Origin of the sequence: Pseudomonas brassicacearum (assembly GCF_918698105.1) — a bacterium.
Classification (GTDB): domain Bacteria; phylum Pseudomonadota; class Gammaproteobacteria; order Pseudomonadales; family Pseudomonadaceae; genus Aquipseudomonas; species Aquipseudomonas brassicacearum_F.
In genome coordinates this window covers 1-16916 of the sequence record NZ_CAKKMI010000015.1, presented here as the reverse complement: position 1 = coordinate 16916, position 16916 = coordinate 1, and the positions used below count along the sequence as shown (strand labels likewise).

The window sequence follows — 16916 nt, the reverse complement described above, 5'->3', positions numbered from 1 at the left end:
CGCCTTCGCGAGCAGGCTCGCTCCCACAGGGGATTTGTGGCGGACCCAAGTTATGTGAACACCCTCAATCAAAATTGTGGGAGCGAGCCTGCTCGCGAAAGCGGTCTGGCTGTGAAGATGATGTAGCGCCAGGCGCCTGATCCGCCGGGGCGCGGTATGATGGCGGCCCGGTTCGCGGCGGCAAGACGCCTGTCGATCAACCCAATTATTCGAGGAACAGAGATGACCCCCTGGCTGACCGTAGTGGGCATCGGTGAAGACGGCTTCAAGGGCCTGGGCCGAACGGCTCGCCATGCCTTGCTGCGGGCGTCACGCATTGTCGGCAGCGACCGGCAACTGGCGCTGCTGCCACCGTGCATCCGCGGCCAACGGGCGCTGTGGCCCAGCCCGTTCTCCCTGGAACCGCTGCTCGCTCGGCAGGGTGAACCGGTGTGCGTGCTGGCCAGCGGCGATCCGATGTTCTACGGCGTGGGCGCCAGCCTGGCGAAACAGGTGCCGAGTGATCAGATGCTGGTCATCCCCGCGCCCTCCTCCTGTTCGCTGGCCGCGGCACGCATGGGCTGGCCGTTGCAGGAGGTGGTCACGCTGTCGTTGGTGGCGCGGCCCCTGGCGGCGCTCAACGCTCACTTATCCACGGGTGTCAGGCTGTTGCTGCTGAGCAACGACCGCCACAGCCCTGCCGCCGTAGCGACGTTGCTGCGCGAGCGCGGCTTCGGCCCAAGCGCCATGACCGTGCTGGAGCATTTGGGTGGCGCGACGGAACGACGAATTGAAAGCACTGCGACACAATGGTCCGACGCCCCCGTCGCCGACCTGAACCTGATCGCCATCGAATGCCGGGCCGAACCGTCGACACCGCGCCTGTCACGCCTGGCCGGTTTGCCGGACACCGCTTTCGAACATGACGGCCAGATAACCAAACGCGACGTGCGCGCCATCACCCTCGCCCGCCTCGCCCCCACACCCGGCGAGCTGCTCTGGGATGTCGGCGCCGGCAGCGGCTCCATCGGCATCGAATGGATGCGCGCCCACCCCAGTTGCCGGGCCCTGGCCATCGAAGCCGACGAAGGCCGCCAAGCGCTGATCGAACGCAACCGCGACACCCTTGGCGTGCCTGGCCTGCAACTGATTCGCGGCCAAGCCCCCCAGGCGCTGGAGAAGCTGGAGCGGCCGGACGCGGTGTTCATCGGCGGCGGCGTCACCCGCGAAGGCGTGCTCGACGCCTGCTGGGCCCAACTCAAGCCCGGCGGTCGGCTCGTCGCCAACGCCGTGACCCTGCAAAGCGAAACGACCCTGATGCACTGGCGCGAACGTCACGGCGGTGAACTGACCCGCATCCACATCGCCCAGGCCCAGCCGTTGGGCGAATTCGACACCTGGCGCCAGGCCTTGCCGATTACCTTGCTGGACCTGACGAAACCTCTCGATGCGTGACGAAACCGCCGAACAACCCGCCCCCTTGCGCAGCGGCCTGACCACCGGCAGTTGCGCCACGGCCACCAGCCTGGCGGCGGCTCGACTACTGTTGCGCGGCACCGAAGCCGATGCCGTGGAAATCGTACTGCCCAAGGGCAAGCAGGTGCAGATGCGCCTGGAGTTCTGCCGGCTGACCGAACAAGGCGCCGAAGCCGGGACGATCAAGGATGCCGGCGATGACCCGGACGTGACCCACGGTGCCCTGTTGTTTTCCCAGGTGCGCTTGATTGCCGAGCCCGGTGTACGTTTCGTCGCGGGTCGCGGCGTCGGCACGGTGACGCGACCGGGGTTGGTGCTGAACGTCGGTGAACCGGCGATCAACCCGGTGCCGCGCAAAATGATCAACGAACACCTGGCCCGGCTGGCCGAGGAAAGCGGTTACACCGGCGGTTTCGAAGTCACGGTCAACGTCGAGGACGGCGAAGCCCTGGCGCTGAAAACCATGAACCCGCGCCTGGGCATCCTCGGCGGCCTGTCGATCCTCGGTACCAGCGGCATCGTCCGGCCGTTCTCCTGCGCGGCCTACATTGCCTCGATCCACCAGGGCATCGACGTGGCAAAAACCAACGGCTACCTGCACATCGCCGCCTGCACCGGCAACGCCAGCGAAGACACCATGCGCCGGGTCTACAACCTGCCGGAAATCGCCCTGATCGAAATGGGCGATTTCGTCGGCGCCGTGCTCAAGCATGTGCGCAAGGTCCCGGTGGAAAAACTCAGCCTCTGCGGCGGCTTTGGCAAGATCAGCAAACTCGCCGCCGGCCACATGGACCTGCACAGCCGCCACTCGAGCATCGACCTGCCACAACTGGCCGAGTGGGCCGCTGCCATCGGTGCCGATGAGGTTTTGCAACAGGGCATCCGGGCAGCAAACACCAGCCAACAGGCCCTGGCGATGGCCAGCGCCGCCGGCATCGCCCTGGGTGACGCGGTGTGCGCGCACGCGCTGGCCTTCGCCCGCAGCGTCGTGCCGGCCCAGGTCCAGGTCGAAGTCTTCGCCATCGACCGCCAGGGCGGGATCGTCGGCCACGCCGGAGGCTGGCGATGAAACGCATCCTACTGCTCGGTGGCGTCACCGAAGCCCTGGCCATCGCCCGCACCTTCGGCCCCCAACACATCTACAGCCTGGCCGGCATCGGCCGCGTCCCCACCGACCTGACCTGCCAGGTCCGCGTCGGCGGCTATGGCGGCGCCGAAGGGCTGGCGCACTTCATCCGCGCCGAGGGCATCGACCTGCTGCTGGACGCCACCCACCCCTACGCCGCCCAGATCAGCCACAACGCCGCCCAGGCAGCGCGCGCCTGCGCCATTCCCTGCTGGGCCCTGCGCCGCCCGGCCTGGCAACCCCGGGCCGGCGATGACTGGCGCGAAGTGGCCGACTGGGCCGAACTGATCCAGGCCCTGCAGCCCTTCCGCCGCCCGCTCTTCACCCTCGGGCGCGAACCACTGCAACATCTGCATGAAATTCCGCCAGAGCAATTCTGGACCTTGCGTGCCTTGGACGATTATCCCGGCAATGAGCGCTGCGAAGTGATTGGTGCCCGTGGGCCGTTTCATATCGAGGGCGAACGCGAACTGTTCGAACGGCGACAGATCGATGTGCTGGTCAGCAAGAACAGCGGCAGTACGGCCACCGAGCCGAAGCTGGACGTGGCGCGGGAGCGGGGGGTGCCGGTGTTGGTGTTGAAGCGGCCGGTGTTGGCGGGGGTGGATCGGGAGTTTGGGACGGTGGATGAGGTGTTGCAGGGGCTGCGGCAGTTGGCCTGACAGTACAGCCGCCCCGTGGCGAGGGAGCTTGCTCCCGCTGGGCTGCGCAGCAGCCCCAAAAAAGTGAATGCTATTTTTCTGAAACACCGCAATGTCCGGTTTTAGGGCCGCTTCGCGCCCCAGCGGGAGCGAGCTCCCTCGCCACAAGGATCTCATGCACCGTCAGAAGGTGGATGACATCACCAATGGAGAGTCGGAATACTGGGCACCCACTTGAAGATCTATTGCTACTGTTAACACCAGCCCTGCGACCCTACACCGCACGTGGCCTTTTTACTTCTCACCCCCGATCAGGCTAAATACCGCCACCTGATCGCCCAACCGAGCGGATTGCCCTATGTCCCGACAACGGCTTGCATTTGCCTGGATCGCCTGCTTCGCAGTGCTGTTCAACATGCTTGCCATGCCGCTTTCCAACAGTGGCGGTGCAACCGCCATTTCGCCAGCCGAGCAATTGTTGTGGGGCAGTTTCTGCTCCTCCAGCGGCACGAAGATGCTGGCGGTTTCCCTGGGCAAACTCGAACAAAGCACGCAACAGAAAGATAATCACTCGACCATGCAGCATTGCTGGTGCTGCTCAGGCTCAGCGCCGTTGGTGGCACTCTCCGGGCATGTCCCGCAGTTGTATCTGGATGCACAGCTGGCCCATCGCAGTGCCGTCCATTCGAAACTCGACAGCCCCACGCCACGCCAGCAATGGCCCAGCCTCAATCCTCGCGCCTCGCCTCTGGCCTGATTCTTCCCGCATAAAACTGCGCCCTGAATCGTTCCGGAGAATTGCCATGTTGAACAGACTCATCCTGCTGGCTGCCCTATTGCTTCCCGTTGGCTTCGCCCAAGCTCACCAGTACAAGGTGGGCGAGCTTGAGATCGCCCACCCGTGGTCCCAGGAGTTGCCGCCCAACGCGCCGACCGTGGCCGCGTATTTCGTGATTCACAACGGCGGCACCACCGCCGACAAGTTGCTCAGCGTCGACTCGCCGATTGCCGGCAAAGCCGAGCTCCATGAGCATGTGATGCAAAACGACCTGATGAAGATGCAACCGGTGCCCGTCGTCGATATCGCCCCCGGCGCCACCGTCACCTTCGCGCCGATGGCGTATCACGTGATGCTGCTGGACCTGAAGGACCGCAGCCTGCTCAGCGATGGCAAACGTTTCCCCATGACCCTGCATTTCGAGAAAGCGGGGGATGTCACGGTCGACGTTGCGGTGCAGAAAAAAGCACCCGACGGCACCAACACTCACATGCACGCCCAGTAGACGTAGCCGCCCGTGCACGCCCTTCGCGCCAGGCCGTCCATGCCCCGCCGTCAGCCCCTGAGCCTGACACGCGGCAGTTGGATCAGCCTGTTCGCCATGCTGATGATCTTTATCGGTCCGCTGATTTCCCAGTCGATGCCGATGGGTCAGCGCATGTCCATGCCTGTGTCCATGCCTGTGTCCATGGACATGAACATGGAGATGAGCATGGACATGTCGGCGCACGAAGCGCCGGCAGCCGAACACTGCCCGCCCCAGAGCGAGCACCACGCGCTGTGGGAAAAGTGCGGCTATTGCAGCCTGCTGTTCAATTGCCCCGCGCTGCCTGGCGGTCACACGTTCGCGGTTTTCGACACCCCCCACACCAACACCTACACCAGCCCTTCCCCACGCCTGGGCCATGCCCGGCCAGCGTTCTTCCCGGGTGCCCGCACCCGTGCACCGCCCCTCGACGCGTAAGCCCGACACTTACTCACCCCGGTCGTACAAGACAGCGTCATGCTGCCCGACCGTGTCGTCTACGTCTGTTCGATGGAATCATCATGTCCAGGTTTTCTGCTGACATCGCTTTGGGCGCTGCCCAGGTTCGCTGCTCCCTGAACGAACCACGGGTTCGTTTACGCCAAACCATTGCCGCCCTGTGCGGCCTGCTGCTCACGCCCTACGTACTCGCCGATGAGCACGAGCATCACGACAATCAGGTTGAAGAACTGAGCCCGACGGTCATCACCGCCATCGCCCCCAGTTCACCCCTGACCGTCGTCACCAACCCCAAGGACCCGCGCCAACCGGTGCCGGCCAGTGACGGCGGCGACTACCTCAAGACCATTCCGGGTTTCGCCCTGGTACGCAACGGCGGCACCAACGGCGACCCGGTGTTGCGCGGCATGTTCGGCTCGCGGCTGAACATCCTCACCAACGGCAGCATGCTGTTGGGTGCTTGCCCGGGCCGGATGGACGCACCGACGTCCTACATCTCGCCGGAGACCTACGACAAGCTCACCGTCATCAAAGGCCCGCAAACCGTGCTCTGGGGCCCGGGCGCATCGGCCGGGACCGTGCTGTTCGAGCGCGAGCCGGAACAGTTCGGCGAATTGGGTACCCGGGTCAACGCCAGCGTGCTGGCCGGCTCCAACGGCCGTTTCGACAAAGTGGTGGATGCCGCCGCCGGTGGGCCGCTGGGGTATGTACGGGTGATCGGCAACACCGCGCATTCGGACGATTACCGCGACGGTAATAACGACAGCGTGCCGTCGCGCTATGACAAGTGGAACGGCGACGTCACCCTCGGCTGGACGCCGGACGCCGATACCCTGCTGGAATTGACGGCCGGCAAGGGCGACGGTGAAGCACGCTACGCCGGGCGTGGCATGGACGGCTCGCAGTTCAAGCGCGAAAGCCTCGGGCTGCGGTTCGAGCGCTCGAACATCGGCGAGGTGCTGGACAAGGTCGAGGCCCAGGTCTACTACAACTACGCCGACCACGTGATGGACAACTACACGCTGCGCACGCCTTCCGGCACCGGGATGATGGCCGGGCCCATGGCCTCCAACGTCGACCGCCGCACCCTCGGCGCCCGCATCAAGGCCACCTGGCGCTGGGCCGATGTGCAGCTGATCAGCGGCCTGGACGCGCAGACCAACGAGCATCGCAAACGCAGCAGCATGGGCGTGGACACCTACAAGGACCTGCCGTACACCAAGGACGCCGACTTCCACAATTACGGAGTGTTCGGCGAACTGACCTGGTATGCCGCCGACCGCGACAGGGTGATCACCGGCGCCCGGCTCGACCGTGCCTCGGCCAAGGACTACCGCCAGAGCCTCGGTTCCGGCATGTCGGCGCGCCCCAATCCGACTGCCGATGACACCCGCGCTGACACGCTGCCCAGCGGTTTCGTCCGCTACGAGCACGACCTGGACGACAACCCCACCACCCTCTACGCAGGCGTGGGTCACACGCAACGCTTCCCGGACTACTGGGAGCTGTTCTCGGCGAATGTCGGCCCCAGCGGTTCACTGAATGCCTTCGACGCGATCAAGCCGGAGAAAACCACCCAACTCGACTTTGGCCTGCAGTACAAGACCGAAGCCCTCGAAGCCTGGGCATCGGGTTATGTCGGCCAGGTGCGCGACTACATCCTGTTCGACTACACCCCCGGGATGATGGGCACCACCTCGCGGGCCGAGAACATCGATGCACGGATCATGGGTGGTGAATTGGGTGCGGCCTACAAGCTGAGCGAGCGCTGGAAAGCCGACGCCACCCTGGCCTATGCCTGGGGCAAGAACAGCAGCGACGGCAGCGCCCTGGCGCAAATGCCGCCGCTGGACGCACGCCTGGGCCTGACCTACAGCGAAGACCGCTGGAGCGCCGGCGCCCTGTGGCGTGTGGTAGCGGCGCAGCACCGGGTCGACGAGAACAGGGGCAACGTGGTCGGCAAGGACTACGGCAAAAGCTCGGGCTTCGGCGTGTTCTCGCTCAACGGTGCCTATCGCATCAACAAACACTGGAAGGTCAGCAGCGGCGTCGACAACCTGTTCGGCAAAGCCTACGCCGAGCACTTGAACCTGGCCGGCAACGCCGGGTTCGGCTACCCGGCCAGCGACCCGCAGGCCATCAACGAACCGGGGCGCACGCTCTGGACCAAGGTGGATATGAGTTTCTAACCAGCACCGGAGATCTGTCAGCGAGGACACCACTGTGGGAGCGAGCTTGCTCGCGATAGCGAAGGCACATCCAACATCGATGCAAGCCGAACCATCGCCAATCGCGAGCAAACTCGCTCCCACAGGGTTCGTTTCCACCTTGACTGACCGCACAACATAACAACCCAATTTGCCCTGCGGAGCGCTTTGCAATGAGCCAACCGAAACCCAATTTCTACAACCTGGCCTGGCGCTGGCATTTTTATGCCGGGCTGTTCGTTGCACCGTTCATGGTGATGCTGGCCCTGACCGGGATCATCTACCTGTTCAAGCCGCAACTCGATCCGCTGATGTACGGCAGCCTGCTGAACGTGCCGGCCGGGCATCACACCCTGGCGGCGGACGACCTGCTCAAGCAAGTCCGCCAGGCCTACCCCCAAGGCCAGGTCAAACAATACCTGCCGCCGGTCAATGCCGAACGCAGCGCGCAATTCGTGGTGATCGACCAGGGCCGGGAACTGAACGTGTTCATCGACCCGTACCACGGCGATGTCCTCGGCGAGCAGGATGCGAAGAACAACCTGCAAGCCATGGCCCGGGCCATTCACGGCGAACTGCTGATCGGCACCGTCGGTGACCGCTTGGTGGAAATGGCCGCCGGCTGGGGCGTGGTGCTGGTGGTCTCCGGGCTGTACCTGTGGTGGCCGCGCGGGCAATCATCGGCCGGAGTGCTGTGGCCGCGCTGGAGCGCGCGCGGTCGGTTGTTCTGGCGTGACCTGCACGTGGTCGTTGGTTTCTGGGGCGCGGCCTTGCTGTTGGTGATGCTGCTCAGCGGCATGACCTGGACCGGCTTCTGGGGCAAGCAATACGCCGACCTCTGGAACCGCTTCCCGGCAGCGATGTGGAATGACGTGCCCAAGTCCGATGTCGAGGCCGGCAGCCTCAACAACGCCCACCGCCAGACCGTGCCCTGGGCCGTGGAAAACACGCCGATGCCGATGTCCGGCGACCATGCCGAGCACATGGGCCACGGCGGCATACACGAAGGCCCAGCCGCCCCGACCGTCAGCCTGCAAGCGGTGCAGGACATCGCCACTGAACGCCAGGTCACGCCCGGCTACAGCATTACCCTGCCGACCACGTCCAGCGGCGTGTTCACCGTGGCCGTGTTCGCCGATGACCCGCGCAACGACGCCACCCTGCACGTGGACCAATACACCGGCAAGGTCCTGGCCGATGTGCGCTGGGAACACTACGGCGTCGTGGCCCGCGCCACCGAAACCGGTGTGATGCTGCACGAAGGCAAGATGTTCGGCCCGCTGAACCAGATCATCGTGCTGCTGATTTGCCTGATGATCCTGCTCAGCGCCGTGAGTGGCCTGGTGATCTGGTGGAAGCGCCGGCCAGCGGGCAAGTTCGGCGTACCGCCGCTGCGTCACGACCTGCCGACCTGGAAGACCGGGGTGTTCATCATGCTGGCCCTGGCGGTGGTGTTTCCGCTGGTGGGGGCGTCGCTGGTGGTGGTGTGGTTGCTCGATCGCCTCGTCACTCGCTTCAATCGCCAGCCTGAGATTGCTTCATCTTCAAGCTGAAGGCAGTGCGTTAACGGAAGGCGGTGCGAAACCTCTACAATCACGCCCGCTTTCCAAACGGTGAATACCTTCCCTGTGGGAGCGAGCCTGCTCGCGATAGCGGTGGGTCAGTTACATCTTTGCTGACTGATCCACCGCTATCGCGAGCAGGCTCGCTCCCACAATGGATTGGGGTTCCGATCCAATAACCTGAGTAGCTGCATGACCTCCCTAACCCTCTCCCACCTCGCCTGGACGCCCCTGGGCCATGGCCACTGTCATCACCAGTTCCAGCTGCGTGACGTGACGTTGCAGGTGGCGACCGGGGAGTTTGTCGGGTTGATCGGGCCCAACGGCAGTGGCAAGACCAGCCTGTTGCGCTGCGCCTATCGCTTCAGCCGGCCGGAAAGTGGCGAGGTAAAACTCGAACATCACAACGTCTGGAAACAGTCCTCGCGCTGGAGCGCCCAACGCATCGCCGTGGTCCTGCAAGAGTTTCCCGACGCCTTCGGCCTGACGGTCGAGGAAGTGGTCGCCATGGGCCGCACGCCCCACAAAGGCCTGTTCGACGGCGACAATCACGACGACCGCCGGCTGGTGCTCCAGGCCCTGGAATCGGCCGGGCTCGCAGGCTTTGGCGAGCATGCATTCGCCACCCTCTCGGGCGGTGAAAAGCAACGGGTGATCCTGGCCCGAGCCCTGGCCCAGCAACCGCAGTTGCTGATCCTCGACGAACCGACCAATCACCTCGACCCCCACTATCAATTGCAATTGCTGCAACTGATCAAGGGCCTGGGCATCGGCACCCTCGCCAGCCTCCACGACCTGAACCTGGCCGCCGCCTTCTGCGACCGCCTGTACGTGATCGCACACGGGCGCATCGTCGCCAGCGGCACACCCAAGGATGTCCTCAGCGTCGAGCTGTTGCGCGAGGTGTTCGGCATCGAAGCCCTGGTGGACGAACACCCGCTGTCCGGCTACCCACGAATCACCTGGATAACCCAACCATGATCCTGCGTTCCTTGCTGTCGCTCGCCCTGCTGCTGGGCAGTGCCCAGGCCCTGGCCGAGACCACCCACTACCCGTTGACGATCCAGAGCTGCAACCGCCAGGTGATGTTCAACGAGGCTCCTCGGCACGCCGTCAGCCATGACATCAACATGACCCAGATGATGCTCGCCTTGGGCCTCAAGCCGCGCATGGTCGGCTACAGCGGCATCAGTGGCTGGAAATCGGTGACGCCCGAGATGGCCAGGATCCTCGATGGCCTGCCGGAACTGGCCGCCAAATACCCCTCGGTGGAAACCCTGCTCAACGCCAACGTCGATTTCTTCTTCGCCGGCTGGGACTACGGCATGCGCGTGGGTGGCGACCTGACCCCACAGACCTTGCAACCGCTGGGCATCAACGTCTACGAACTGACCGAATCCTGCGCGTTCGTGATGAAGCGTCCGGCGGCCTCGCTGGAGGACACCTACAACGACCTGCGCAACCTCGGGAAGATCTTCGACGTGCAGGACCGCGCCAACGCGCTGATCGCCACGATGCAGGCCCAGGTGGCCGACGTGCGCAAGCACCTGCCCGCCCAGCAACCGCGGGTGTTCCTGTATGACAGCGGCGAAGACCGCGCCATGACCTCCGGCCGCCTGGGCATGCCCCAGGCCCTGATCGACGCGGCCGGTGGGCGCAATATCCTCGATGACGTGGAAACCAGTTGGACCCGGGTGAACTGGGAGAACGTGGTCGAGCGCAACCCGCAGGTCATCGTGATCGTCGACTACGGCGAAGTCAGCGCCGAGCAGAAACAGCAATTCCTGTTGAACAACCCGGCCCTGCAATCGGTGGAGGCGATCCAGCAACGGCGCTTCATTGTGATTCCCTACGTGCAGGCCACCCCGGGCATCGATAACGTGCTGGCGGTGCAAACCCTGGCGCGGGGTTTTCACGGCCAATGAACGGTCGTCGCTACGGTGCCCTGCTGATGGTCCTCGGCGCACTGCTGCTGGTGTCGTGCGTGGTGTCCCTGGGCTTCGGGCCGGCGCGGGTGCCGGTGGCCGTGGTCTGGGACATCCTGCTGAACAAGGCCTTCGGGGTGGGTGACGTCCATTGGACGCCCGGCCAGGAGCATATCGTCTGGCTGATCCGCGTGCCGCGGCTGCTGCTCGGTGCCTTGGTCGGCGCCGGGCTGGCGTTGATCGGTGCGGTGCTGCAAGCGGTCACGCGCAACCCGCTGGCCGATCCGCACTTGCTGGGCGTGACGTCGGGCGCGACCTTGGGAGCGGTCATCGTGGTGCTGCATGTCGGCGAGATTGTCGGCCTGCTGACCCTGCCGCTGGCGGCGTTCATCGGAGCGCTGCTGAGCATGCTGCTGGTGCTGACCATCGCTGCCCGCCAGGGTCGCCTGGAAAGTGATCGCCTGTTGCTGTGCGGCGTGGCGGTGTCCTTTGTGATGATGGCGGCGGCCAACCTGCTGCTGTTCCTCGGTGACCATCGCGCCAGTTCGGCCGTGATGTTCTGGATGCTCGGCGGCCTGGGCCTGGCCCGTTGGGAACTGCTGGCGGTGCCGGCGGCCAGTGTGGTGCTGGGGCTGGTGTTGCTGCTGGGCATGGCCCGGCCCCTGAACGCGCTGATGGCCGGCGAACAGACCGCCGTGACCCTGGGCCTGAACGCGGCGAGGGTGCGGCTGTGGATCTTCTTGATCGCCTCGCTGATGACCGGCGTGCTGGTGTCCATCAGCGGTTCGATTGGTTTTGTCGGGCTGATGGTGCCGCACATCGCCCGGCGCCTGGTGGGCGCCGAGCATCGTCGGTTGCTGCCGGCCTGCGTGCTGCTTGGCAGCCTGTTCCTGGTGTGGGTGGACGTGGCCGCGCGGACGTTGATCGCGCCGGAAGATTTGCCGATTGGCGTCGCCACAGCCGCTATTGGCGGACTGTTTTTCATCGGCCTCATGCGCCGTCGCTGAGCGGCGTCTTTTCCTGAATCACAAAAATCGCCTATGGGAGCGAGCTTGCTCGCGATAGCGATGGATCAGTCAAATTAGCGGTGACTGACATACCGCTATCGCGAGCAAGCTCGCTCCCACAGAAGCATCGCAATTCTCTCGCCCCAATGTGGCGCACCTCTTCGCACCAGCCCCCGCAATGCGTTCACTCATGGTGCAACCGCTCGTGCACGTCCCACGCCAACCCCGCATTTCAAAGCCTTCCCCCGACCGGGCACACCCCTTGCAAAAGCCCCTTCAGCGTTTGCATCTGCCCTCGAAAAAAACTCATAAGTCCACGGAGATCGCACAATGAAGCGTCGTAGCTTGATCAAGGCTTTTACACTCTCGGCAAGCATTGCCGCGATGGGCATGGCCTGGACTGTCCAGGCCGCCGAGACCATCAAGGTCGGCATCCTGCATTCGTTGTCCGGCACCATGGCGATCTCCGAGACGTCCCTCAAGGACATGGCGTTGATGACCATTGATGAGATCAACGCCAAGGGCGGTGTGAACGGCAAGAAGCTTGAGGCGGTGGTCGTGGACCCGGCGTCGAACTGGCCACTGTTCGCCGAAAAGGGCCGGCAGTTGCTGACCCAGGACAAGGTCGCCGTGGTGTTCGGCTGCTGGACCTCGGTGTCGCGTAAATCCGTGTTGCCGGTGTTCGAAGAGCTCAATGGGCTGCTGTTCTACCCGGTGCAATACGAAGGCGAAGAGATGTCGCCAAACGTGTTCTACACCGGCGCCGCGCCGAACCAACAGGCGATTCCGGCGGTGGAATACCTGATGAGCGAAGAAGGCGGCAGTGCCAAGCGCTACTTCCTGCTGGGCACCGACTACGTCTACCCGCGCACCACCAACAAGATCCTGCGCTCGTTCCTGCACTCCAAAGGTGTGGCGGACAAGGACATCGAAGAGGTCTACACCCCGTTCGGCCACAGCGATTACCAGACCATCGTGGCCAACATCAAGAAGTTCTCGGCCGGCGGCAAGACCGCGGTCATCTCAACGGTCAACGGCGACTCCAACGTACCGTTCTATAAAGAACTGGCGAACCAGGGCCTGAAAGCCACCGACGTACCGGTCGTGGCGTTCTCGGTGGGCGAAGAGGAACTGCGCGGCATCGACACCAAGCCACTGGTAGGCAACCTGGCGGCGTGGAACTATTTCGAATCCGTGGATAACCCGGCGAACAAGAAATTCGTCGATTCCTGGAAAGCCTACGCCAAGGCCAAGAACCTGCCGGGCGCCGACAAAGCGGTGACCAACGATCCGATGGAAGCCACCTACGTCGGCATCCACATGTGGGCGCAAGCGGTGGAAAAAGCCAAGTCCACCGACGTCGACAAAGTCCGCGAAGCCCTGGCCGGCCAGACCTTCGCCGCACCGTCGGGCTACACCCTGACCATGGACAAGACCAACCATCACTTGCACAAGCCGGTGATGATCGGCGAGATCCAGGCCGACGGTCAGTTCAACGTGGTCTGGCAGACCGAAGGCCCGATCCGCGCGCAACCGTGGAGCCCGTTCATCGCCGGCAACGACAAGAAGCCTGACTATGCGGTGAAGAGCAACTGAGCCCATGGGTGTGGGCCCCGTATCCGAGGCCCACACACAACCCCTGTGGGAGCGAGCTTGCTCGCTCCCACAAAAAGCATTGCGCAAGGCCTAGCATATGCCCACTGCCCTCCACCGCTTGATCCTCGCCATCGCACTCTTGCTGCCGATGGCCGCCCACGCCGGCGACGCCGAAGACTTCGTCGCCGCCAACCCGACCCAGCAGGCCAAGCTCCTGGAAAGCTGGGCCGCGCAGCCGGAGCCTGAGCGCGTCGAACTGATCAACGCCTTGCAGCAAGGCCAGTTGACCGTCGACGGCCAGCCCAAGACCCTGCGCCTGAACAACCGCTTGCGCGGGCTGATCGAAACCGTCCTGGCTAGCCATCAACTGCTCGCCGTCGATGCCCGCGTACGCCTGGGCGCGGCGCAGCAACTGCAAAAAAGCGCGCGTCCGGCGCAACTGGCGTTTCTCGATCGGCAGCTGGCCGGCGAGCAGGACGAAGATGTGCATGCCGCCCTGAGCCTGGCCCTGGCGAACCTGCAACTGGTGGATGCCAACCCGAGCGTGCGCCTGGCCGCCGTCCGGCTACTGGGGGAAACCGGCGATCCATTGGCCCGCACGCGCCTGGAAGGTTTGCTTGAGCCCGGCGTCGAAACCGATGCCGCTGTGCGCACCGCCGCCGAAACCAGCCTCAGCCAGGTCAAACGCAAACTCCTGGTGGGCGAGTTGCTGGGCCAAGCCTTCAGCGGCATGTCCCTGGGTTCGATCCTGCTGCTCGCCGCCCTCGGCCTGGCCATCACCTTCGGCTTGCTGGGGGTGATCAACATGGCCCACGGCGAGATGCTGATGCTGGGTGCCTACTCCACTTATGTGGTGCAGTTGCTGTTCCAGCGCTTCGCCCCGAACGCCATCGAGTTCTATCCGCTGATCGCCCTGCCGGTGGCATTTTTTATCACCGCCGCCATCGGCATGGCCCTGGAGCGCACGGTGATTCGCCACCTCTACGGGCGGCCGCTGGAAACCCTGCTCGCCACTTGGGGCATCAGCCTGATGTTGATCCAACTGGTGCGCCTGGTGTTCGGCGCGCAGAACGTCGAAGTCGCCAACCCGGCCTGGCTCTCGGGCGGGATTCAGGTATTGCCGAACCTGGTGCTGCCGTACAACCGCATCGTGATCATCGCCTTCGCACTGTTCGTGGTGGTGCTGACCTGGCTGCTGCTGAACAATACGCGCCTGGGCCTGAACGTGCGCGCGGTGACCCAGAATCGCAACATGGCCGCCTGCTGCGGCGTGCCCACCGGGCGGGTGGACATGCTCGCCTTCGGCCTCGGCTCGGGCATCGCCGGGCTCGGTGGCGTGGCCCTGAGCCAGATCGGCAACGTCGGTCCGGACCTGGGCCAGAGCTACATCATCGACTCGTTCCTGGTGGTGGTGCTCGGCGGCGTCGGCCAGTTGGCCGGTAGCGTGTTCGCTGCGTTCGGCCTCGGCATCGCCAACAAGATCCTCGAACCGCAGATCGGCGCCGTGCTCGGCAAGATCCTGATCCTCGCGCTGATCATTCTGTTCATCCAGAAGCGTCCGCAAGGCCTCTTCGCGCTCAAAGGACGGGTAATCGACTGATGAACCAGCCCCTGATGCTCACGGCCACGCAAAAGGCCGGTCCCAAAGTCACCCTCGTCGTCGGCATGCTGATCCTGGCCGTGCTGCTGAGCCTGCCGCTACTGTCGCTGCTGGCGGCTGACAATCCGCTGCACGTCTCGGCGTATACCCTGACCCTGGTGGGCAAGATTCTCTGCTACGCCATCGTCGCCCTGGCCCTGGACCTGGTCTGGGGTTATGCCGGCTTGCTCTCTCTCGGCCACGGCCTGTTCTTCGCCCTGGGCGGCTACGCCATGGGCATGTACCTGATGCGCCAGGCCGCCGGTGATGGCTTGCCGGCGTTCATGACTTTCCTGTCGTGGACCGAGCTGCCCTGGTACTGGGCCGGCACCGACCGTTTCCTCTGGGCGATGTGCCTGGTGGTGCTGGCGCCGGGCTTGCTGGCGCTGGTGTTCGGTTTCTTCGCCTTCCGCTCGCGGATCAAGGGCGTGTATTTCTCGATCATGACCCAGGCCCTGACCTTCGCCGGGATGTTGCTGTTTTTCCGCAACGAAACCGGATTTGGCGGCAACAACGGCTTCACCAATTTCCGTTCGATCCTGGGCTTTGGCATCACCGAGCCGGGCACTCGGGCGGTGCTGTTCTTGGCCACGGTGGTGTTGCTGGTGGCGAGCCTGTTCATCGGCTGGCGCCTGGCCCGCAGCAAGTTCGGCCGAGTACTGACCGCCCTGCGTGACGCGGAAAACCGCCTGATGTTCTGCGGTTACGACCCGCGTGGTTTCAAACTGTTCGTCTGGGTGTTGAGCGCGGTGTTGTGCGGCCTGGCCGGGGCCTTGTACGTGCCGCAGGTGGGCATCATCAACCCCAGCGAAATGTCGCCGACCAACTCCATCGAGGCCGCCGTGTGGGTCGCCCTCGGCGGGCGCGGCACGCTGATCGGGCCGCTGCTGGGCGCCGGGGTGGTCAACGGCATGAAGAGCTGGTTCACCGTGGCGTTTCCTGAGTACTGGCTGTTTTTCCTCGGTGCGCTGTTCATCGTCGTGACCCTGTATCTGCCCAAGGGCGTGATCGGTCTGCTGAAGAAAAGAGGTGAACAATGAGAATCACAGCGAGTGCCGAATTCATGCTCGAACCCGCTTTCTTTCCGCCGCAACCCAACCAGGACGCCGGCAGCAGCCGCGACGCCATCGGCCTCGGCCATGCCGCCGGCGTGGGCCTGAACACCCGCCACGGCACCCTCCTGACCCTGGAAGATATCAGCGTCAGTTTCGACGGCTTCAAGGCCTTGAACGATTTGAACCTGTATATCGGCGTCGGCGAATTGCGCTGCATCATCGGCCCCAACGGCGCCGGCAAGACCACGCTGATGGATGTGATCACCGGCAAGACCCGCCCCAGCCATGGCAAGGCCTGGTTCGGCGAAACCCTGGACTTGACCTGCATGAGCGAAGTGGCGATCGCCCAGGCCGGCATCGGTCGCAAGTTCCAGAAGCCCACGGTGTTCGAAGCCCTGAGCGTGTTCGAGAACCTGGAGCTGGCGCTCAAGACCGACAAGTCGGTGTGGGCCAGCCTGCGGGCGAAACTGAGCGGCGAGCAGCACGACCGTATCAACGAAGTGCTCGAGACCATCCGTCTCACTACCTCAGTCAACCGCGCCGCCGGGCTGCTGTCCCACGGGCAGAAGCAGTTCCTGGAGATTGGCATGCTGCTGGTACAAGACCCGCAATTGCTGCTGCTCGATGAACCAGTGGCGGGCATGACCGACGCCGAGACCGAGTTCACCGCCGAGCTGTTCAAGTCCTTGGCGGGCAAGCATTCACTGATGGTGGTGGAGCACGACATGGGCTTCGTCGGCGCGATTGCCGACCACGTCACCGTGTTGCACCAGGGCAGCGTGCTGGCCGAAGGGTCGCTGGAACAGGTGCAGGAAAATGAGCGGGTGATCGAGGTGTATCTCGGTCGGTAGACCTGTAAACACTGTTCCCTGTGGGAGCGAGCTTGCTCGCGATGGCGGTGGTTCAGCTTGCATACGTGTTGAATGTGCCGCCGTCATCG

At 64.2% G+C, this 16916-nt stretch carries 15 protein-coding genes; all 15 read left to right on the top strand.

The genetic code is table 11. The annotated features are described in order from the left end of the window. The first annotated feature begins 222 nt into the window (after positions 1-222). Entirely contained in the window at positions 223-1434 is a 1212-nt protein-coding gene (cbiE, locus tag LQ215_RS08250) for a precorrin-6y C5,15-methyltransferase (decarboxylating) subunit CbiE (protein ID WP_230148738.1), read from the top strand. Beyond that, complete coding sequence (locus LQ215_RS08245; RefSeq protein ID WP_230148737.1) at positions 1427-2524, top strand: cobalt-precorrin-5B (C(1))-methyltransferase; 1098 nt, start codon at positions 1427-1429, stop codon at positions 2522-2524. The genes cbiE and LQ215_RS08245 overlap by 8 nt, the downstream gene beginning before the upstream one ends. Continuing rightward, entirely contained in the window at positions 2521-3243 is a 723-nt protein-coding gene (locus tag LQ215_RS08240) for a cobalt-precorrin-6A reductase (RefSeq protein ID WP_230148735.1), read from the top strand. The genes LQ215_RS08245 and LQ215_RS08240 overlap by 4 nt, the downstream gene beginning before the upstream one ends. A gap of 337 nt (positions 3244-3580) precedes the next feature. Further along, a complete protein-coding gene (locus LQ215_RS08235) occupies positions 3581-3979 on the top strand; it encodes a DUF2946 domain-containing protein (RefSeq protein WP_230148733.1) in 399 nt (132 codons plus the stop codon). A 46-nt stretch (positions 3980-4025) separates the two neighbouring features. After that, complete coding sequence (locus LQ215_RS08230; protein WP_230148731.1) at positions 4026-4505, top strand: copper chaperone PCu(A)C; 480 nt, start codon at positions 4026-4028, stop codon at positions 4503-4505. 39 nt (positions 4506-4544) lie between these two features. Next, entirely contained in the window at positions 4545-4964 is a 420-nt protein-coding gene (locus LQ215_RS08225) for a DUF2946 domain-containing protein (protein ID WP_230148729.1), read from the top strand. Between the two features lie 83 nt (positions 4965-5047). Continuing rightward, on the top strand, positions 5048-7174 hold the full coding sequence (locus LQ215_RS08220) for a TonB-dependent copper receptor (RefSeq protein WP_230148726.1): 2127 nt from the start codon (positions 5048-5050) through the stop codon (positions 7172-7174). Positions 7175-7365: 191 nt separating this feature from the next. After that, positions 7366-8745, top strand: a complete 1380-nt coding sequence (locus tag LQ215_RS08215; protein ID WP_230148724.1) for a PepSY-associated TM helix domain-containing protein — start codon at positions 7366-7368, stop codon at positions 8743-8745. Between the two features lie 201 nt (positions 8746-8946). After that, positions 8947-9735 carry an ABC transporter ATP-binding protein gene (locus LQ215_RS08210; RefSeq protein ID WP_230148722.1) on the top strand — a complete coding sequence of 263 codons (789 nt, stop codon included), beginning with the start codon at positions 8947-8949 and terminating at the stop codon, positions 9733-9735. Beyond that, entirely contained in the window at positions 9732-10679 is a 948-nt protein-coding gene (locus LQ215_RS08205; RefSeq protein ID WP_230148720.1) for an ABC transporter substrate-binding protein, read from the top strand. The genes LQ215_RS08210 and LQ215_RS08205 overlap by 4 nt, the downstream gene beginning before the upstream one ends. Further along, a complete protein-coding gene (locus tag LQ215_RS08200) occupies positions 10676-11686 on the top strand; it encodes a FecCD family ABC transporter permease (RefSeq protein WP_230148718.1) in 1011 nt (336 codons plus the stop codon). Before LQ215_RS08205 ends, LQ215_RS08200 begins: the two co-directional genes overlap by 4 nt. Before the next feature lie 330 nt (positions 11687-12016). Continuing rightward, positions 12017-13282: an urea ABC transporter substrate-binding protein gene (urtA, locus tag LQ215_RS08195; protein WP_025211599.1), complete on the top strand. Its 1266-nt coding sequence runs from the start codon at positions 12017-12019 to the stop codon at positions 13280-13282. A 97-nt stretch (positions 13283-13379) separates the two neighbouring features. Further along, positions 13380-14882: an urea ABC transporter permease subunit UrtB gene (gene urtB / locus LQ215_RS08190; protein ID WP_230148716.1), complete on the top strand. Its 1503-nt coding sequence runs from the start codon at positions 13380-13382 to the stop codon at positions 14880-14882. Next, positions 14882-15961, top strand: a complete 1080-nt coding sequence (urtC, locus tag LQ215_RS08185; protein ID WP_230148714.1) for an urea ABC transporter permease subunit UrtC — start codon at positions 14882-14884, stop codon at positions 15959-15961. The genes urtB and urtC overlap by 1 nt, the downstream gene beginning before the upstream one ends. Then, entirely contained in the window at positions 15958-16827 is an 870-nt protein-coding gene (urtD, locus tag LQ215_RS08180; RefSeq protein WP_230148712.1) for an urea ABC transporter ATP-binding protein UrtD, read from the top strand. The genes urtC and urtD overlap by 4 nt, the downstream gene beginning before the upstream one ends. The last annotated feature ends 89 nt before the right edge of the window (positions 16828-16916 follow it).